Origin of the sequence: Gordonia sp. 852002-51296_SCH5728562-b, from assembly GCF_001665475.1 — a bacterium.
Lineage (GTDB): Bacteria > Actinomycetota > Actinomycetes > Mycobacteriales > Mycobacteriaceae > Gordonia > Gordonia sputi.
This window is the reverse complement of sequence record NZ_LZMI01000009.1, coordinates 23,336-43,014: the sequence shown is the minus strand read 5'-3', so window position 1 is coordinate 43,014 and position 19,679 is coordinate 23,336. Positions and strand designations below refer to the sequence as shown.

The window sequence follows — 19,679 nt, the reverse complement described above, 5'->3', positions numbered from 1 at the left end:
GGTCCGCGCCGGCGGTTCGGTTACGCCTGTGCTGCGACCCTGCCCTTGAGGAGCAGTCGGACTGTGAGCTCGAGCCGGTTGGTGACGTCGGTGGCCGAGGCGCGGCGGGTGAGCCACTGCACCAGGTTCGACATCCACACATCCGACAGCACGCGTGCGATCGCGAGTTCTTCGTCGCTTGGCTCGCCCTCGTCGACGATCGCGCCTGCGAACAGTCGGTCGATGATCCCGGCGACCTGATCGACCTCGGCGGTCGCGGACGCGTCGGCGAACATGAAGGCTCTTGTCATGGCCTCGGTCAACAGCGGATCGCGCTGCATCGCGAAGGTGATCATGTCGAGGACGTGGCGCAGTCGCTCAATGGCGTTCTCGCCCTGCAATTGGGAGCGGTCGACGCGGGTCTCGACGCGCTCGAACTCACGCGCAAGCGCGGTGACCAGCAGGTGCACCTTCGACGGGAAGTAGCGGTAGAGGGTTCCCACCGCGACGTCGGCCTTCTCTGCGACGGTGCGCATCTGCACGGCGTCGTAGCCGCCCTTGGAGGCGAGGGCGAGCGTCGCGTCGAGGATGCGGCGTCGACGGTCGCGTTGCGCTGCGGAACCGCTTTCGGTCGTCGAATTGGCTGTCGTGGATGTCGCTGCGATTGACGCGGCTGTGGCTGCGGTTGATGCGGCGTCGGGCTGGGCGGGAGAGCCCTTGTCGGCGACCGACTTCGACGAGGCTCCCTTGTTCGGACTCGGTGCCGACTTCTGTGGCACGGCATCTTCAGACGACCGGGTCATGTGTAGGCGACATCCTCATCTCGTGACCGTCGACGTCGCTGGGACGTCGACAGGTCTGGTGGACAAAATCCCTTCGGACTATTAGAACAGGTTCTAATTCTTCGTCACAACCGAAATGCAGAGGATTTCAGCGTGAGCCTTGCCACGTCGGCCGAACAGATCGCCGTCTGCGAAGCCATTTCCGCGTGGGCGACGCGCCGTCGCACCACCGATATCGTACGGGCTGAACTGGAGAAACCGCGCGATCACTGGCGCCACCTGTTTCCAGAACTGGCCGAGTTGGGCGTGTTCGCTGCGCTGGTCGACGAGGCACAGGGCGGCGTCGGAGCCTCGTTCGCCGACGTCGCAGCGATGATCGAGCAGTGTGGGGCCAGCCTGGTGCCGGGTCCGATCGGCGAGACCGTCGTGGCGACCCTGGCGCTATCGGTGTCGATCGACCCCCGTGCCGCGGCGGTGCGCGACACGTTGGTGTCGGGAGAAGTCTCCGCGACGGTGCCCACCCTTACGCGGGCAGGTGGCGAGGCGGTGCTGGTCGACGGATCAGTCGATCTCGGCAGCATCGTCGGATATGTCGACAGCAGCGTAATCCTCACAAAAATTGCAGGTCAGGGTATTGATGCCAGGTGGTTTGTGATTCCTGCCGATGCGGGCGTACGCGATGTGGAGCCTGCGGCGAGCCTCGATGGCAGAGGATCGGTCGGTCGGCTGCGCATCACCGATCTGAGAGTCGACGACCTGCTCGCCGTCGACGATGGTGATCTCATTGCGGGCGCGCTGTCGGCCGCCTTCGCCGCATACGCATCCGGCGTGACGCGCTGGGCGCTCGACACCGCGGTCGACTACGCCAAGGTGCGCACTCAGTTCGGAGCGCCGATCGGCTCGTTCCAAGCCGTGAAGCACATCTGCGCCGACATGCTCTGTCGCAGCGAACAGGTCACCGCGGCGGCATGGGATCTCGCGGTCGCCGTCGACGCTGCGATTGCCGCACCCGTGGGCGACGACGACGCGGAGACCGCGCGCGAACAACTCGCGTTCTCCAGGCTCGCCGCCGATGTGCTCATCGCATCGCTGCCCGTCGCGACCACCGAGGACTGCATCCAGGTGCTCGGGGGCATCGGGTTCACATTCGAGCACGACGCACATCTCTACCTGCGGACGGCATTGGCACTGCGCGCCGCGACAGCGGCCGCGTCGACGCAGCGTGAGCAACTCGGTCGCCTCGGCATCCTCGGTGGGCGTCGACGCTTTGAGCTCGACCTGACCTCCGTCGAACATTGTCGCGCGGCGATCAGGGCCGACATCGCCGCGATCGCGGCAGCAGCACCGGATGCGCAGCGGGCTGCGATGGCCGAATCCGGTTATCTCACACCGCATTGGCCGCCGCCGCACGGTCTCGGTGCCGACCCGGCGCTGCAGTTGCTCATCGACTCCGAGTTCGAACGCGCGGACGTCGAACGTCCCGACCTCGTGATCGGGGCATGGGCGATCCCGACGATCCTCGAGCACGGAACCGCCAAGCAGCACACACGTTTCGTGCATCCGACCCTCGTCGGCGACATCATCTGGTGCCAGTTGTTCAGCGAACCCGAGGCAGGCTCCGACCTTGCGTCGTTGCGCACCAGGGCTATTCGCGTCGATGGCGGTTGGAGTCTGACCGGGCAGAAGATCTGGACCTCCCAGGCGCACAACGCGCAGTGGGGGATCTGTCTCGCCCGAACGAATCCCGAGGTGCCGAAACACAAGGGGATCACCTACTTCCTGATCGACATGGCTTCGTCCGGCATCGACATCCGACCGCTTCGGGAGTTGTCCGGGCAGGCCAACTTCAACGAGGTCTTCCTCGACGACGTGTTCGTGCCCGACGAGTGCGTGGTCGGTGAGGTCGACGGTGGCTGGCGCCTGGCCCGTACGACGCTTGCCAACGAACGTGTGGCCATGGGTGGTTCGGGACTCGGCAAGGAGATGGACGCGCTGCTGGGGCAGATCGATTCGTTGGGTCGGGAGCTGTCCGCAGGCGAGTTGGCACGGTTGGGTGAGCTCGTCGCCGATGCTCACGTCGGACGTGTTCTCGACGCCCTCGCGGTGTCGCGTCGGCTGGCGGGCCACGATCCGGGTGCGGTGTCGAGCGTGCGCAAGCTGATCGGCGTCGCGCACCGGCAATCGGTGCCGGAGTTCGGTCTCGACCTGCTCGGCGTCGACGGTGCTGGTGCCGGTGAGGCGTCGGATCAGCTCCTGCAGAACAGGTGTCTGTCCATTGCAGGCGGCACCACCCAGATACTGCGGACCGCCGCAGCCGAACGGATTCTCGGTCTGCCGCGCGGCTGACGCGTGACGAGACCCGAGAATCAGCAGATCAACCGCCAATTCGCCCACCGAGGGCGCGAAGTCTGATACAACTAGAACGAGTTCTAGTTTTGGTGTTGGCGAGAAGGGGACCGTCGGTGGATTTCGGCATGGACAGCTCCGCGGAAGCGGTCGCCGATGTGGCGCGGGATGTATTCACCCGCCACGAGTCCGACTGGACGTCGCTGTTCGGCGGACGGGTCAGGGCAGGCGAGTCGCAAGAGGATTCCGCGGCGTCGTACGACGGCTTTGATCACAACCTCTGGACGGCATTGACCGACGCCGGACTGCTCGCCCTGCCACTACCGGAAGCGCTCGGGGGTGACGATCTCGGAGTCCTCGGCGTGCTACCGCTGCTGCGGCAGCTGGGTTCGGCCGCCGCGGTGACCCCGGCACTCGGCGCACTGGTGTCCGCACTCTTCCTGCAGACCGTCGACCACGCCGCGCGCGATCGGTGGGCCGCGACGCTCACCGACGGCGGATGGCACGCGATCGCGATCGGCGAACCCGGCGATCCGTTGACGTCGACGCCGCGCACCACGTTGCGTGACGGGCGGTTGTCGGGCACCAAGAGTGGGGTGTTGCACGCCGACGGCGCGTCGACGCTACTCGTCGCCAGCGATGCCGGGGTGGTCGCCGTGGCAACCGCCGCCGACGGTGTGTCGATCACGCGAACCCCGACGTCGAGTGGTTGGGGCGAGTTCACGGTGCGGTTCGACGACGTGATCGTCGACGACGCCGACGTTCTCGCCGCCGAGATCTCGGGATTGCGAAACCTGTACCGACTCGCGGTGAGTGCGTACGCCGACGGCCTTGTCGCGGGGGCTACGCGCCTCACCGCCGATCACGTGTCCAACCGTACGCAGTTCGGCAAACCGATCGCGCTGTTCCAGGCTGTCGGGCAGCAGTTGGCCGACATCTACGTCGTCGGACGGTCGCTGAACCTCTCGACCACGGCTGCCGCGTGGCGACTCTCCGAAGGTCTTGATGCACAACAGGATCTGGGCATCGCGTCGTATTGGACGGCAGCCGAGATCCCCGCGGCGATGCGGACCATGACCCACCTCCACGGGGGCGTCGGTGTCGACCTGACGTATCCGTTGCATCGTTACTTCTCGATCGCCAAGGATCTCGCGCGACTCGTCGGAGGGGCCAACGCCCGACTCGACGAGCTCGCCGACGCGTCGAATCCATAGCGGCACCAACCTGATTCACCCGACAGCTCATACCGAATCCGCAGGGGAAGTACACCGATGTTCATAGACCTCACGCCGCAGCAGCAGCAGTTGCGCGCCGATCTGCGTGAGTATTTCGCCGATCTGGTCGACCCCACGGCAGCACACACCATGCTCACCGAGCGCCACGGCCCCACCTATCGGGATGTGATCCGACAGATGGGGCGCGACGGGTGGCTCGGGGTCGGGTGGCCGAAGGAATACGGCGGCAAGGGATTCGGAGAGATCGAACAGCAGATCTTCACCAACGAGGCGGTGCGCGCCGACGTTCCGCTTCCCGCGGTGACCCTCCAAACGGTCGGGCCCACCCTCCAGGTACACGGAACCGACGAACAGAAGAAGCTCTTCCTTCCCAGAATCCTCGCCGGCGACGTCCATTTCGCGATCGGCTACACCGAACCCGACGCCGGGACCGACCTCGCATCACTGACCACGACGGCGGTCCGCGACGGTGATCACTACGTGGTCAACGGGCAGAAGATCTTCACCACAGGCGGCCACGACGCCGACTACATCTGGCTGGCGGTCCGCACCGACAAGGACGCCCCCAAGCACAAGGGCATCTCGATCCTCATCGTCGACACCTCCGATCCGGGATTCAGTTGGACGCCGATCATCACCGCCGACGGCGCTCATCACGTGAATGCCACGTACTACAACGATGTTCGCGTTCCGGTATCGATGCGCGTCGGCGACGAGGGTGGCGGGTGGAGACTGATCACCACGCAGCTCAACCACGAGCGGGTGATGCTCGGACCCGCCGGACGTATCGAGGGACTGGCGTCGCGTGTCCGTGCGTGGGCATCGCGTCCCGGCCCCGACGGCACCGTGATCGCCAAGCATCCCGACGTCGCGCGGGCGCTCGCCCAGATCGACGCATACGCGCGGATCAACGAACTACTCAACTGGCAGGTGGCGTCGACGGGAGAGGCCATTTCGATGGCCGATGCCGCGGCGACGAAGGTGTTCGCGACAGAGCGCGTGCAGGTGGTGTGTCGCATGATCGACGAGATCATCGGCCGTTACGGGGATTTCACCGATCCCGAGACCGCAGCCCTGGTGGATTGGCTCGACGTTCAGGAGAAGAGAAACGTGGTGATCACCTTCGGAGGTGGCGTCAACGAGGTGATGCGCGACATGATCGCCACCGCCGGACTGGGACTACCGAGGGCCAAGCGATGAGCGACATCCGCACCGCCGCGCAGGCGATCATCGACGCCGGGCCGAGCGCGCCGACGCTCGGGCGCGACCCGGTGAACACCCCGATGATCAACAACTGGGTCGAGGCCATCGGCGACACGAACCCTGTCTACGTCGACGCCGAAGCTGCTCGTGCAGCGGGACATTCGGGAGTCGTCGCACCGCCCGCGATGGCGCAGGTGTGGACGATGCGCGGGCTGAACGGGCGGCGTACCGCCGACGATCCGCTCGGCAGGGCGTCGGAGCTCTTCGATGAGGCGGGGTACACCTCCGTCGTGGCGACCAACTGCGACACCACCTATCATCGCTATCTCGATGTGGGAGAGCAGGTCTCGCTCTCGGCTGAACTTCTCGACGTCGTCGGACCCAAGCAGACGGCACTGGGGGAGGGTTGGTTCTTCACCACGCGCAACACCTGGTCGGTCGACGACGAGGTGGTCGCCGAGATGGACTTCCGCATCCTGAAGTTCCGGCCGCACGACGACGCCGCCACGACCCGCGACATCGGGACCGCCGACACCGGGACCGCCGACACCGAGGCCGGTGGCGTACCCTCCGATCTCGACCCCTCACGAATGTTGCGTCCCAGCGCATCTCGCGACACCGAGTTCTTCTGGGAGGGCGTCGCAGCCCACGAACTGCGCATCCAGAAACTCGACGACGGAACGCTACGTCATCCGCCGATACCCGCGACCTGGAAGCCGCGACGACCCGACGGAACGGTGCCGGTCACCGACTACGTCGTCGCGGCAGGCACGGGGACGGTCTACAGCTACGTGGTGCACCGCGCACCCAAAGTGCCAGGGCGCGAGCTGCCTTTCGTGGTCGCCCTCGTAGAACTCGACGGACTCGACGCGGTAGAGAGCGGCGGCGACGGTGTACCGCTCTCCGCGCCCGTCCGCATGCTCGCCGAGTTGCGCGACGTCGACCCTGCCGACGTGCACATCGGACAGCGCGTCGAGGCGATGTTCGTCGACTTTCCCGCCGACGAGGAGTCGGGCACCGACGCCTGGACGTTGTACGCGTGGCGCCCTACCGCACAGGAGGCACAGTGACCACACAGGAGGCCCAGTGACCACCAGCGCGATTCCCGCTGTCGAAGTAGGAACGACGTTGCCGCCGTTGACAATCGAAGCGACACCAACGTTCATCGTGTCGACGGCGCTGGCAACCCGTGACTTCCAGGACGTGCATCACGACCGCGATCTCGCTCAGGCCAAGGGGTCCAAGGACATCTTTGTCAACATCCTCACCGACACCGGACTCGTCGAGCGATTCGTCACCGACTGGGCCGGTCCCTCGTCGCGGATTCGTTCGATCAAGCTCAAACTCGGTGTGCCGTGGTACGCCTACGACTCGTTGACCTTCACCGGCGACGTGACCGGCGTCGACGACGATCTCATCACCGTTGCCGTCACGGGAACCAATGCGCTTGGTAAGCATGTGATCTCGACGGTCACGCTCACGTGGGGAGATCGCTGATGGGGCAGCTGTCGGGGGCAGCCGCGATCGCAGGCATCGGTGCCACCGAGTTCTCCAAGAACTCCGGGCGCAGCGAACTGCGATTGGCAACCGAGGCGGTGCAGGCAGCGCTCGCCGATGCCGGCCTGACTCCCGCCGATGTCGACGGGCTGGTCAGTTTCACCATGGACACCAACTCGGAGATCGCCGTCGCCCGCGCGGTGGGAATCCCCGAGCTCACGTACTTCTCGCGCATCCACTATGGCGGAGGTGCGGCATGTTCGACGGTGCAGCAGGCGGCGATGGCTGTGGCCACGGGTGTCGCCGACGTCGTCGTGGCGTATCGAGCGTTCAACGAGCGGTCGGGTTTGCGCTTCGGACAGGTCAATTCGGCTGTGGCCAACCAGGAGAACTCGTCGGGTACCGACAACGCGTTCAGCTATCCGCACGGGTTGTCGACCCCGGCAGCGTTCGTCGCCATGGTCGCGCAGCGGTACCTGCACGAGTTCGGCGCCACGAGTGAGGATTTCGGACGCATTGCCGTCGTCGACCGCAAGCACGCGGCAACCAATCCCGAGGCGTTCTTCTACGGCAAGCCGATAACGTTGGACGACCATCAGCAGTCGCGCTACATCGCCGAGCCGTTGCATCTGCTCGATTGCTGTCAGGAGTCGGACGGTGGCGTTGCGATCGTCGTCGTGTCGGCTGACCGCGCGCGCGATCTACCGAATCCGCCTGCCGTGATCTCGGGGGCGGCGTCGGGCAGCGGCGTCGACCAGTTCATCATGACGAGCTATTACCGGGACGAACTCGCCGCGCTGCCCGAGATGGGCCTGGTCGGTCGGCAGCTCTGGGAGCAGTCGGGTTTGCGGCCCGACGACATGGACGCCGCGATCCTCTACGACCACTTCACGCCGTACACCCTGTTGCAGTTGGAGGAGTTGGGGTTCTGCGGCCGCGGCGAGGCAAAGGATTTCGTGCGAGAGCCGGGCGCGTTGGAAGTCGGTGGTCGGCTCCCGCTGAACACACACGGAGGTCAGTTGGGGGAGGCCTACATCCACGGGATGAACGGGATCGCCGAAGCGGTCCGGCAACTGCGCGGCACCTCGGTGAATCAGGTGCCGGGCGCGGAGCGGGTGGTGGTCACGGCCGGAACAGGGGTTCCGACAAGTGGTTTGGTGCTGACGGCGGCGTAAGAGCCGTGCAGCGCGGAGAGAGATGACGGGTCACAAGCAGTGCAGCAAGAGGAGCCAGCAGCAATGAAATTCAACCTCGCCGACGTCTTCGAGACAGTCGCCGATTCGGTCCCCGACCGCATAGCCCTCAGCTACGGCGGACGGCAGATCAGCTATGCCGAGCTCGATCGACTTTCGAGCCAGGTCGCGCACATGTTCGCCGCGCAGGGCATCGGACTCGACGACAACGTGTCACTGTTTCTCAAGAACAGCGTCGAACACGTCACCAGTCTGCTCGGCCTGCTGAAGGTCCGCGCGGTGCCGGTCAACGTCAACTATCGCTATACCAATGCCGAGCTGGGATACATCTTCGACAATTCCGACTCGCGGGGAATCGTCGTCGAAGAGCCGGAGCATCAGCGCAGCGTCGCCGCCCTGCTGTCCGAATTACCGCTCGTGAGAACGGTATTCGTCATCGGCGAGATCGTCGACGAACTGCGCGCGGCGGCCGACGATCTGCCCGACGGACGCACTGTGCAGATCGTGCCGTTCTCTGATTCGGAGAAAATGTCCGACGCAAAGGATTTCGAGCAGCGGACCGGCGACGAGCACTATCTCCTGTACACGGGCGGCACCACCGGCTATCCGAAGGGCGTGATCTGGCGCCACGACGACTTCTTCCGCAAGCCGATCTCCGGTGGCAACCCGTATGGCGAGGCGCGCAAGGATCTTGCCGAAGTCGGTGCGGCGGTGAAGGATTTCCCGTCGATCGCCTTCAATATCGCCGCACCGCTGATGCACGGCGCGGCGTCGTATTCGTTGTTCACCTTCCTCACGCTTGGCGGTCGGTTGGTGCTGATGCGCGACTTCGATCCGGCCGCAATCGTGTCGGGCATCGAGGATGAGCAGATCCAGATCATCCTCATCGTCGGCGACGCGATGGGAATGCCGCTCGTCGAGGAACTCGAGCGTCGCAAGGGCGACGTCGATCTGTCGTCGCTGTTCTCGATCACCTCCGGCGGTGCGATCTGGTCGCAGCACGTCCGTGAGCGGATGGCGGCGGTCAAGCCGGATCTGGTGCTGCGTGACAATTTCGGCGCGTCGGAGTCGGGCAACGACGGCGAGATCATGATGGACGACAACGGCAACCTTCGGGTGCCGCCGACGGACAAGATGATGGTGGTCGACGAGTCGCTCAACGAGATCACCCCTGGCTCAGGCGATGTCGGATACATCGCGCGAATCGGCAATGTGCCCCTCGGCTATTACAAGGACGAGGCCAAGTCGGCCAAGACATTCCCGACACTTCCCGACGGTCGACGCATCTCGGTGCTCGGCGACATGGGGACAGTGGAAGCCGACGGGACCATCGTGTTTCTCGGGCGTGGTTCGCAATGCATCAACACCGGCGGCGAGAAGGTCTACGCCGAGGAGGTCGAGGCGACGCTGCACGCGCACCCGGCCGTGGCCGACGCTCTCGTCGTCCCGGTTCCTGATCCCAAATACGGGCAGCGGGTCGGTGCGGTGGTCGCGGTGGCGCAGGGCGAATCGGAGCCGACTCTCGAAGACTTGCAGACGCATTGCCGCGAATCGCTGGCGGGCTACAAGGTGCCGCGCCTCGTCGTCTTCGTCGACGAGGTCAAGCGGACGCCCGCGGGCAAGGCCGACTACAAGTGGGCGAAAGCCACCGCTGCCCAGGCGCCTGCTGCCCCGGAGTCGGCAGGCGTCTGAGCACACTCGGCCCGACAGAGCGCCCGCTCGGCGTAACGCGACGCCCACTCGATCGGCCGTTTGCCGCGCGAAGGGGGCGCCGAATGTATACGGTGTTCATCGTGAGTAAGCGAAGCAGGGTCGGGCGTCGGGTTGGCGTGATGGTGTCGGCGATGGCAGTGGCCGTTGCGACGGTGTCGGCGGTGGCCGGCGCCTCGCCCGCACATGCGGCCCCGAGCGGTGCGTCGGGCACTGTGGTGTCCACCGAGCCGCTCCCGGCGCGCATCACCGTCCCCGGTGCGGTCGATGCAAAGCGAATCACCTACTGGACCAAGGGCGTTCGCGATGTGCCTGCGCTGTCGAGCGGTGCTGTCTATCTCCCGCCGGGTACTCCTCCCAAGGGTGGCTGGCCGGTGATCGCGTGGGCGCACGGTACTACCGGGCTCGCCGATCACTGTGCCTACTCCATCGGCGGTCCGGTCGCCGTCGAGCGTGACTGGGACTACCTCGGCTCGTGGATGTCCAAGGGATACGCGGTGGTCGCCTCGGATTATGTGGGGCTCGGTACGCCGGGTAACCATCCGTATCTGAACGGTCGGGTCGAGGCGCACAGCATCGTCGACAGCGTGAAGGCGGCACGGCAGGTGTATCCGCAGTTGTCGCGCAAGTGGGCGGTCGTCGGGCAGTCGCAGGGTGGCGGAGCCGCGATCACGACGGCTCGCTACGCAACCCAGTTCGGTGGCAAGGATCTGGACTATCGGGGCGCCGTCGGGACCGGCGTTCCGGCATACATCGAGAATCTCGTTGCGGCGCTTGGTCGTCCGTCGCCGGTCCGACTAGGCGGGTTCTCGCCCAACACGACGATCTACGTGATGTACATCCTCTCCGGACTGCGCACGTCGTTCCCGGAATGGAACATCAACTCGTTCCTGACCCCGTACGGGCGCTACTGGGTCGACAAGGCCGAGACCCTGTGCGACTCCGACAACGAACTCGGCGGTCTGGTCCGGTCGCAGAAGGTCGATCCCGGAAAACTGTTGAGCCGCCCGCTGTCGGACATTCCCGGATTCCAGGCGAAACTCACCGACTACATGGGCATCCCCGAATCCGGCTACGACCGACCGTTCTTCATCGGACAGGGCGGCCTCGACACCGATGTGAACACTCCCGGAGTGTTGCTCCTCGTGTCGCGACTCAAGGCGAACAACCAGCCGGTCACGTTTCGGTTCTATCCGAACCAAGACCACAGTGGCACGGTCAATGCGTCGAAGGGTGACTCGATCCCGTTCGTGGCCAAGCTCTTCGGCTGACCCGCACAGCCGAAAGCTCAGCCGAACGCTCGCAGCCCGACCCAGAGTGCGAGCACGGCTGCTACCAGTGTCAGCGGCACCGACACCAGTCCGAGTGACAGGTAGACACGCGACGACGTCGACGCCGAGTGCCGACGCATGACGTCACGCCACAGCAGATTGGCCAGCGACCCGAACACGGCCAGGTTGGGGCCGATGTTCACACCGAGCAGTATCGCGAGCACCAGCGCCGGTTGACCCGCCACGAGCGGGACGAGCAGCAGCGTCGCAGGGAGATTGTTGAACAGGTTGGCGGCGATCGCTGCGATCACCGCGGCACCCAGCAGCGCGAGAAGTCCTGCCCCGGAGGGCATCAGCGTCGAGAAGAGATCACCCACGGGGCCGTTGCGCACGGGCAGGATGATCACACCCAGCGCGGCAACGAAGATCAGGAATGGGACTCCTGCGGCGCGGACGGCGTCGACGCATGTTGCGGCCGGTGCCCGCCACAGCGACGGCAACGCCATGACCAGCGCCCCGATGCCCGCCACGGCGGCCAGCGGGACACCGAGAGGTTCTGCGACGACGAATCCCACGAGAAGCACGCCGAGCGCGGCCAACGTCAGCAGCGGCGCTCGTGGCGACTCGCCTCCTCCTGAATGGTCGTGCGCCACATCGGGTACGTCTGGTTCGGGAGGGTCGTCGACCTCACGTTGTCCACGGGGAGACCGCAGGTCTACGGCGAAGAACCACCGAAAGACGAGATATTCGACGACGATCGCCGCGACCCACGGCCACGCCATGATCGCGGCGAAGCGCGTGAACGACAGCCCGGCCGCGCCGAAGGCGAGCAGATTGGTCAGGTTGGAGACGGGCAGAAGCGTCGAGGCGCTGTTGGCCAGATGGTTGCTCGCGAAGGCGATGGGTGTGACCCGCGCGCCGATGTGTCGTGCGGTCAGCACCGCCACCGGGGTCAGCAGGACGATCGTGGTGTCGAGGGACAGTACAGCGGTCGTGATGGCTGCCACCACGAACACGATGCGCAGCAATCCGATCGCCGAACCGCGACTCCACCTGGCCAGTACCACCCCGACCCAGACGAAAACGCCTGCGCGTGCGCAGATCTCGGCGACGACGAGCATCGCCGCGAGAAACCCGATCGTCGGCAGCATGAACCGCACCTCTGCCAGGGCGGTGTGCCAGTCGACGAGACCTAGCGCGACGACGAGCACAGCCGCCGGAACGGCGACAACTGCGGCGGGGACGCGTGTGACCGATACGGTGGCGACGATGGTCACGACCATCACGACGACCGCGACCACGGTGCCGAACGCGCTGCTCGCCTCGATCACCGGAGCGAGCCTACGCTGCTCACCTTTCCGTGGAGCGTTGCCTGTCGCCGTCGGCCCAGCCGAACTCGTTGCTCCCTGTCACAGGTTCCCCCTCGCCGGTTCCGGTACCGATGTCGGTATCGGTGACCGCGACGACACGACGAGGAGCGAGCCACAGCAACACGGCTGCGCCCGCGAGGAGGACCGCTCCGAGGACGACGCACGCCTGATTCATCGGCGTGACGAACGCGTCTTGCGCGCCATCGAGGATGGCGCGTGCCAGACCGCTCGCCTGCGCGGGAAGTCTGTGTGCCACCTCGGTGGCCTCCGCCAGTGACTTGCCGATGCGAGTCGACGCCTCGTCGGCCTGGGCGAGAAGCGCCTGGCCACCCGCCGTGTCGCCGGCGGCGATGCGTTGGCGTCCGGCGGCGTCGAGTTGGTCGTGAGCGAGTGCGCTCGTCGGCCCGATTCGGGCGGAGTACCCGGCCGCGAGCAGCGACCCGGCGATGGCGATCCCGATGGCCGCACCGAGTTCGCGCGCTGTGTCGTTGACCGCCGACCCGACGCCCTGGTTGTCCAGCGGTGTATTCGACATGATGGCCGTGGTCGACGGTGCGGTCGCGAGTCCGATACCGGTCGCGATGACTCCTGTCATCGCCGCGAACACCGGGTAACTGTCGTAGTCGACGAGCCCTAGGAGCAGCATGCCGATGCCTGCGACGAGGATTCCGCCCGCGAGAACGAAACGCAGCGAGTGGAACCGCACGGCGACCCAGTTGCCCACGAGCGCGAAAGCGCTGACGCCGACGACCATGGGCATCAGTGCGAAAGCCGATTGCAGCGGGGAGTAGCCCATCACCAGTTGCAGTCGCTGCAACATCAGATAGAAGGCGCCGAAGGACGCGAAGAATTGCAATGCCACCGAGAGTGCGCCGGAACCGAAGGCGCGGTTGGTGAACAGTCGGACGTCGAGCAGCGGGTCGGTGATGCGTAGTTCCACCACGCAGAACGCGGCCAACAGCACCAGTCCGCCGATCAGGGTGAACAGTACGAGCGCGTCACCCCAACCCCGGTGCGGTGCTTCGAGAAGACCGAAGACGATTCCGGTCACGCCGAGGACCGAGAGGGCGGTACCGCCGAAGTCGAAGCGTCCGGGGTTGCTGTCGCGGGAGGTTCCGATCGTCAGGCACAGCAGAGCGGTCACGAGGGCCGATGCCGCGAAGGTGATGAAAATCGAGTGCCACGAGAAGAATTCGAGCAGCACACCGGTGACGAAGAATCCCGCGATCGCTCCCGCACCTGCCACCGCAGCCCAAATGCTCACGGCGATACTGCGCTTGTCCGTGGGCACGCCGGAGGTGATCAGCGACAGCGTGGTGGGCATGATGAGCGCCGCAGCGGCGCCTGCCAGGATTCGGGTGCAGATCAACTGGGTGGGATTGGTGGTCCAGATCGCCAGCAGCGAGGCGACGGCAAAAATGACGAGACCGACGATCAGGACCTCGCGCCGACCGAACCGGTCGCCGATGGCGCCTGCCGGAAGTAGAAGTGCCGCAAGGGCTAACGTGTAGCCGTCGACGATCCACGTCATCTCGCTCGAGTCGGCGCCGATGTCGACGGCGATGTCGGCCAGAGCGGTGTTCAGTGCGGCCATCGCCGCGACCACCATGCTGACCGCAGCGCAGGCGATCAGAATCAGCCATGCCGCACGTGTGTTCTCGCGGGTCAGTCTCGTGCGTGTCAGCCCGGCCATTTCGTCCCCGTGGGTATCGTGTCGAGGTTATTCGCGACACGCTGCCGGGAAACACCCCAAACTCCTGCACCATGTGACACATTTATCACTGTAGTAACACACCGGGAGTATTCGACAAGGTAGTTGGCGGGTGTCCCGGACGATCGAAAGTGAGAGATCATGGCCTCATCCCAGGTCGCATCTTCACGAGCAACCGACACGACGCCGGTCCGCCTGCACATCTGGCGGGTGTTGTCGATGCTGGCCGCGCTGATCGCGGTCGGTGTGGTGTTGGTTCTCATCCTCACCTCCGCGGCCTAGCGCGACCAGCCGACACGTCGGACTCAGCCCGCGTACTTCTCGACGACTGCGCCGACTCGCGGAAGTGCCGCGGCCACATAGTTTTTCGCCTTGCCGCGCAGCGAGTTGTATGCCTTCGCCAGTGCAGGCTTGGCATTCGATACCTGATCGTCGGTCACCTGAAGCAGTGCTTCGGAGGCCGCGTCGGAATTGTTCGCGAGATGATCGCCGAACGCGACTCCCGCGGGCTTGCTGTCCCAGAACGGTTGCAGCGCAGCGAGAAAGTCGGGCAGCAACTGATCGGTGGCCCGAGTCACGATGTCCGGCTTGATCTTCTGGACTGCGCCGTATGCCGCTTTGACAGCGGCTCCGCTGAGGCCCTTCTGCTCCGACACCTCGGCGTCGATCACGCCGACGAAATCGTTGACCACTGCCGGACGGTTGGCTCCGAGCAGTGACTGCAGCGAATCGCTCATCGAATCTCCTTCTTGGTCCGTGGCACGGCCACGGCAGGTTGCGGGAATGACCGTCAGTGACCTTATCGGTTCCGTCTGCGATGGTGCGCGCTGGCGGCATCCGGTCTTCGACGTCGAATTTCCGCGACTCCCGTCGACTGCTCAGCGGCGTTTGTCCACGACCACGTTCGCCAGCGCCGGGGCGTTCTCGCGGTCGATCACCGAGGCGGTCACCAGGAGCCTGTCGGCCTCGTCCCACACCGCAACGTCGAGAGTCTCACCCGGGAACACCACGCCCGCGAAGGTTGCCGAGAAGTCGGCCACCGCAATGACATCGCCGTCGAGGAGTTCGTCGACGACGGCCCGGCACACCGATCCATACGTGCACAGGCCGTGCAGGATGGGACGCGGAAAGCCGGCGGCCGCGGCGAATGCCGGGTCGGAGTGCAGGGGATTGCGGTCGCCGCACAACCGGTAGAGCAGCGCCTGGTTCGGCAGCGTGGGGACCTGCAGGGTGACATCGGGTGCTCGGTCGGGATAAGCGACTTTGCTCGACGCTCCGCGTTCGCCTCCGAAACCGCCCTCGCCCTTGGCGAAGATCGACGACCGCTCGGTCCACAGCGGTTCGCCCGTCTCGTCGACGGTGACGCCCTCGGAGATGATGACCGCCGCGGACCCCTTGTCCTGGACCTCGACAATCCGCTTGCGCGTCGTCGCCTTGCCCTCCGGCGGCAGTGGTCGGTGCGCGGTGATCTGCTGGCTGCCGTGGACGACCTTCGCCAGATCGATGTCGATGCCGGGGAAGGAGACCGTGGGAGCCTGCGTCGCGTGGAACGTCGCGGCGACCGTCGCGAACGTCGGTAGCACCTTGGGAGCGGCGTCGTCGACGTAGCGCAGGCCGGCGGCGTCGAGCGGATCACGGGCTGCTCCGACGGCGAGGTGGTAGAGCGCAACGTCGGATGCCGTCCACGAGAAGGTGACCTCGGGCAACTCTGCCCCGACTGCGACCGATGGATCGATGGGCACGGCTTACGCTCCTGCCGTCGTCGACGTCGGGGTTGCCTGCCCGGTGCGTGCGGCGGCGTCGAGCGCGGCGAGGTAGCCGAAGACGAGCGCGGGGCCGATGGTGGCGCCGGGGCCGGCATAGGTGTGGCCCATGACCGGTGCGCTGGTGTTGCCCGCGGCGTAGAGGCCCTCGATGACCGAGCCGTCCGGTCGCAGCGCGCGGCCCGACGCGTCGGTGTCGATGCCGCCCTTGGTGCCGAGGTCTCCCGGCACCATCTTGACCGCGTAGAACGGCGCCTTGCGGACCGGCCCGAGGCTCGGGTTGGGCTTGTTGGTGATGTCGCCGTAGTAGTGGTCGTAGCCGCTCTCGCCGCGATGGAAGTCGGCGTCGACGCCGGACTTCGCGAATCCGTTGAAGCGTTCGGTTGTCGTGGTCAGCGCGTCGGCAGGGACGCCGATCTTGTCGGCGAGCTCGGAGATCGTGTCGGCTTTGACGACGACCCCGGAATCAAACCACTTCTTGGGCAACGGTTGTCGCGCGTTGATCCCCGCGAAGAGGTATCGGTTGCGGCACGTCTGGTCGAAGATCAGCCAGCCGGGTACGTTCTCTCCCGGGCCGTCGCCCTGGCCGAACTCGCCGCCATACATCTGGTGCACGGCCTCCACGTAGGGCAGTGATTCGTTCATGAATCGCTCGCCGCGCATGTTGACGATGAACGTGCCGGGGACGGAGCGTTCGGAGAGTGCGAACCACGGCCCGCGCGGCAGGGGAATGGTCGGTCCCCACCAGGCGTCGTCCATCAGCGACACCGCGGCGCCGATCTTGATGCCCGCGTTGATCCCGTCACCGGTGTTCGACGGCGCGCCCGTCGTCCAGTCCGCCCCGATCGGTTCGCGCTGATATTTGCGGCGCATCTCGACGTTGCGCTCGAATCCGCCGCAGGCGAGGATCACGCCTTTCTCGGCGCGGATGTCGAACTGCTGACCGTCGGATTCCGCTCTCACCCCGACGACACGGCCGTCATCGGTGAGAAGGTCGACGAGGCCGGTGTTCAATCGCAGTGGCACGCCGGCCTGTCGAACGCCGAGCAGCAGTTCGGCGGCGAGTGCCGCACCCATCGCGATGAGCTTCTTGCCGCGCGAGCGTGCCCAGAAGAATCGACCGCCGACCTTGGCCATCCGCGCCGGGCCGCGCCAATGGCGTATACCGGTGTTGAGCCAGCGGTAATCCGATTGCAGCACAACCATATTGAGCGGCGCCTTGGTGTACTGCGGGTGCAGGGTGTCGAGGTCGTCGCCGAGTGCTCGTGCATCGAATGGCCGAGGTTCGACGCTGCGCCCGCCCAGCCGACCGCCCGGCGCTTCGGGGTAGTAGTCGGAGTAGTTCTTCACCCATTCGAGGTCGAGAGGGGCGTGCTTCATCAGGAAGTCGAGCGCCTCGGGGCCGCGGTCGATGTAGGCGTCGATGCGGTCTTCGCGTGCGTGCTCGCCGATGATCGCCTTGACGTACTCGCGGGCCCGCTCGGGTGTGTCGTCGACGCCGTCGCGCTTCAACACGGAGTTGTTCGGAATCCAGACGCCGCCACCCGAGCGCGACGTCGAGCCTCCCCAGTACGGCGACTTTTCGATGATCACCGTCGTGAGGCCCTGCGCCGCTGCGGTGATCGCGGCACTCAGCCCTGCCGCACCCGCACCCACGACGATGACGTCGTAGGTCTCTGGTTGTCCTTGCTCGCGCTCGCCTGCCATCGGGTTCCCTTCGTGCTCCGCGGTGGAACGTGTTCTATCTACGAATTAGAACACGTTTCAGAAATGTGGCGCCAGGGTGTGGGAGAGTCGGTGCGCATGGAGCATGGGCGAGTTGTGGTGGTGACCGGCGCGAGCCGCGGCGCGGGCAGGGGAATCGCGCTCGCGCTGGGCGCGAGCGGGGCGACGGTGTACGTGACCGGCCGGACCGCGAACGACGGCGACAGCGGACTACCCGGTTCGGTGAATTCGACTGCTGCCGAGGTGAGCGCTCGCGGCGGCGTCGGTGTTCCGGTGGTGCTCAACCACGCCGACGACAAGGCGGTCGCCGCACTGTTCGAGCGAGTCGGTGACGAGAACGACGGCTTCCTCGACATCCTGGTCAACAACGCGCTGACCCTGCCGGACGCATTGACGGGGAAGGGTCCGTTCTGGAGCAAGCCGCTCTCGCTCACCGACCTGTTCGACGTCGGAATGCGCTCGACGTATGTCGCAAGCCATTTCGCCGCACAGCTTCTGGTGCACCGCGGTTCGGGCCTGATCGTCAATACCTCCTCCTTCGGTGGCGCCTGCTACATGCACGGACCCGCGTACGGCGCGGGCAAGGCTGCCGTCGACAAACTGGCTCACGACATGGCCGTCGACTTCCGGCCGCACGACGTCGCCGTGATCTCGCTGTGGATGGGCCTGCTGCTGACCGAGCGCACCCGCGCGGCATTCGCCGATCACCCGGATGCGTATGCCGGTCTCGCCGCCAACGCCGAATCGCCGGAGTTCGTGGGGCGGGTCGTCGCCGCGCTCGCCGACGACCCCGATCGGATGTCGCGGAGTGGGCGGGTTCTCATCGCAGCGGAACTCGCTGCCGAGTACGGCGTCGTCGACACCGACGGTCGGCAGCCGCCGTCACACCGCGCGATGCTGGGCGACCCGCCGACGTTCAGCCCTGCGGTCATCGACTGAGTAGTGGGCGGGGGCGTGGGTGGGGCGCTGAAGGGGACTGCCGCAAAACTGGAACATGTTCTAAACTAGAACGTGTTCATGCCGTGGTGGCCTGTGTGCTCGCCGCGGTGGGTGTGATAACGTACCGACCTCGGAAGTGAGCAGAAGTGGCCGTCGACAAGGCAACTCGCGAGCAGATAGCGGCGGATTTGTGGACCGCGGAACAGACCGCGACCGCCATCGAGCGCCCGACCGACACCCATCCCGACCTCGACGTCGTCGACGCGTACGAGATCCAGCTGATCAATATCCGCAGGCGTCTCGATGCGGGTGCGAAGGTAGCCGGGCACAAGGTGGGCCTTGCGTCGGAGGCCATGCAGAAGATGATGGGCGTCGACGAGCCCGACTACGGGCATCTGCTCGACGAGATGCAGTACCACGAGTCGACCCCCATCGACACGGCTCGGCTCTGCTTCCCGCGGGTCGAGGTGGAGGTCGGGTTCATCCTCGGCAAGGACCTGCCGGGGGAGGGGTGCACCAACGACGACGTCATCGATGCCGTCGAGTGGGTGGTGCCGTCGATCGAACTCATCGATTCGCGGATCACGGACTGGAAGATCACGCTCTGCGACACCATCGCCGACAACGCGTCGTCGTGCGGATGGATTCTCGGCGAGCAGCGGGTGGCCATCGGCGATATCGATACCGGCGACGTCGACGCGGTGCTGCACTGCAACGGTGAGGTCGTCGCCAAGGGCAATTCGTCTGCGGTACTCGGACATCCGCTCAATGCGGTGTCGTGGCTCGCGCGCAAGGTCGAGGGTTTCGGGGTGCGGCTGCGCAAGGGCGACCTGATCCTTCCCGGGACCGCGACACGGGCCTTCGACGTCGCGCCCGGCGACCACGTCGTCGCCGAGTTCGCGGGACTCGGCACCGTCACACTGGACTTCGACTGAGTCTCAACAGTTTTCGTCAA

At 65.8% G+C, this 19,679-nt stretch carries 17 protein-coding genes; 11 read left to right on the top strand and 6 right to left on the bottom strand.

Annotated elements, in window-relative coordinates; translation table 11 throughout:
• Positions 1-20: 20 nt before the first annotated feature.
• Complete coding sequence (gene kstR / locus A5766_RS01980; RefSeq protein ID WP_005204074.1) at positions 21-782, bottom strand: cholesterol catabolism transcriptional regulator KstR; 762 nt, start codon at positions 780-782, stop codon at positions 21-23.
• Positions 783-914: 132 nt separating this feature from the next.
• On the opposite strand from kstR, the gene A5766_RS01975 reads away from it, so the two are divergent.
• The 8 genes from A5766_RS01975 to A5766_RS01940 all read left to right on the top strand — a co-directional run bounded on the left by A5766_RS01975 (position 915) and on the right by A5766_RS01940 (position 11,216).
• On the top strand, positions 915-3,107 hold the full coding sequence (locus tag A5766_RS01975; RefSeq protein WP_064903165.1) for an acyl-CoA dehydrogenase: 2,193 nt from the start codon (positions 915-917) through the stop codon (positions 3,105-3,107).
• A gap of 116 nt (positions 3,108-3,223) precedes the next feature.
• Complete coding sequence (locus A5766_RS24835; protein WP_005204077.1) at positions 3,224-4,321, top strand: acyl-CoA dehydrogenase family protein; 1,098 nt, start codon at positions 3,224-3,226, stop codon at positions 4,319-4,321.
• A gap of 57 nt (positions 4,322-4,378) precedes the next feature.
• On the top strand, positions 4,379-5,542 hold the full coding sequence (locus A5766_RS24830; RefSeq protein ID WP_005204078.1) for an acyl-CoA dehydrogenase family protein: 1,164 nt from the start codon (positions 4,379-4,381) through the stop codon (positions 5,540-5,542).
• On the top strand, positions 5,539-6,615 hold the full coding sequence (locus tag A5766_RS01960) for a bifunctional MaoC family dehydratase N-terminal/OB-fold nucleic acid binding domain-containing protein (protein WP_005204080.1): 1,077 nt from the start codon (positions 5,539-5,541) through the stop codon (positions 6,613-6,615). The genes A5766_RS24830 and A5766_RS01960 overlap by 4 nt, the downstream gene beginning before the upstream one ends.
• A 16-nt stretch (positions 6,616-6,631) precedes the next feature.
• Positions 6,632-7,042 (top strand): MaoC family dehydratase, encoded by a 411-nt coding sequence (locus A5766_RS01955; protein WP_005204085.1) that lies wholly within the window; start codon positions 6,632-6,634, stop codon positions 7,040-7,042.
• The gene (locus A5766_RS01950; protein WP_005204087.1) at positions 7,042-8,217 is read left to right on the top strand and encodes a lipid-transfer protein; all 1,176 of its coding nucleotides are present in this window, start codon (positions 7,042-7,044) and stop codon (positions 8,215-8,217) included. Before A5766_RS01955 ends, A5766_RS01950 begins: the two co-directional genes overlap by 1 nt.
• A gap of 63 nt (positions 8,218-8,280) precedes the next feature.
• Positions 8,281-9,927 carry an AMP-binding protein gene (locus A5766_RS01945; protein WP_064903164.1) on the top strand — a complete coding sequence of 549 codons (1,647 nt, stop codon included), beginning with the start codon at positions 8,281-8,283 and terminating at the stop codon, positions 9,925-9,927.
• A gap of 83 nt (positions 9,928-10,010) precedes the next feature.
• Entirely contained in the window at positions 10,011-11,216 is a 1,206-nt protein-coding gene (locus tag A5766_RS01940; RefSeq protein WP_005204091.1) for an alpha/beta hydrolase family protein, read from the top strand.
• 17 nt (positions 11,217-11,233) lie between these two features.
• Here A5766_RS01940 and A5766_RS01935 read toward each other — a convergent pair whose 3' ends face one another.
• Together A5766_RS01935 and A5766_RS01930 are read right to left on the bottom strand one after the other, a co-directional pair.
• Positions 11,234-12,547, bottom strand: a complete 1,314-nt coding sequence (locus A5766_RS01935) for an SLC13 family permease (protein WP_005204093.1) — start codon at positions 12,545-12,547, stop codon at positions 11,234-11,236.
• 19 nt (positions 12,548-12,566) lie between these two features.
• Positions 12,567-14,279: an MFS transporter gene (locus A5766_RS01930; protein ID WP_005204094.1), complete on the bottom strand. Its 1,713-nt coding sequence runs from the start codon at positions 14,277-14,279 to the stop codon at positions 12,567-12,569.
• Between the two features lie 159 nt (positions 14,280-14,438).
• Here A5766_RS01930 and A5766_RS24580 point away from each other — a divergent pair, with 159 nt between their 5' ends.
• Positions 14,439-14,579, top strand: coding sequence for a hypothetical protein (locus A5766_RS24580; protein ID WP_168431241.1), 141 nt, complete (start codon positions 14,439-14,441; stop codon positions 14,577-14,579).
• 23 nt (positions 14,580-14,602) lie between these two features.
• On the opposite strand, the gene A5766_RS01925 is transcribed toward A5766_RS24580, so the two are convergent.
• From A5766_RS01925 to kstD, 3 genes are all read right to left on the bottom strand, one after another.
• A complete protein-coding gene (locus A5766_RS01925; protein WP_005204096.1) occupies positions 14,603-15,034 on the bottom strand; it encodes a DUF6918 family protein in 432 nt (143 codons plus the stop codon).
• Positions 15,035-15,175: 141 nt separating this feature from the next.
• A complete protein-coding gene (locus A5766_RS01920; protein WP_005204098.1) occupies positions 15,176-16,039 on the bottom strand; it encodes a MaoC/PaaZ C-terminal domain-containing protein in 864 nt (287 codons plus the stop codon).
• A 3-nt stretch (positions 16,040-16,042) separates the two neighbouring features.
• Positions 16,043-17,767, bottom strand: coding sequence for a 3-oxosteroid 1-dehydrogenase (gene kstD / locus A5766_RS01915; protein ID WP_005204113.1), 1,725 nt, complete (start codon positions 17,765-17,767; stop codon positions 16,043-16,045).
• A 96-nt stretch (positions 17,768-17,863) separates the two neighbouring features.
• Between kstD and A5766_RS01910 the strand changes: the two genes are divergently transcribed.
• Both A5766_RS01910 and A5766_RS01905 read left to right on the top strand, forming a co-directional pair.
• The gene (locus A5766_RS01910; protein WP_231894514.1) at positions 17,864-18,724 is read left to right on the top strand and encodes an SDR family NAD(P)-dependent oxidoreductase; all 861 of its coding nucleotides are present in this window, start codon (positions 17,864-17,866) and stop codon (positions 18,722-18,724) included.
• 146 nt (positions 18,725-18,870) lie between these two features.
• Complete coding sequence (locus A5766_RS01905; protein WP_064903161.1) at positions 18,871-19,659, top strand: 2-keto-4-pentenoate hydratase; 789 nt, start codon at positions 18,871-18,873, stop codon at positions 19,657-19,659.
• The last annotated feature ends 20 nt before the right edge of the window (positions 19,660-19,679 follow it).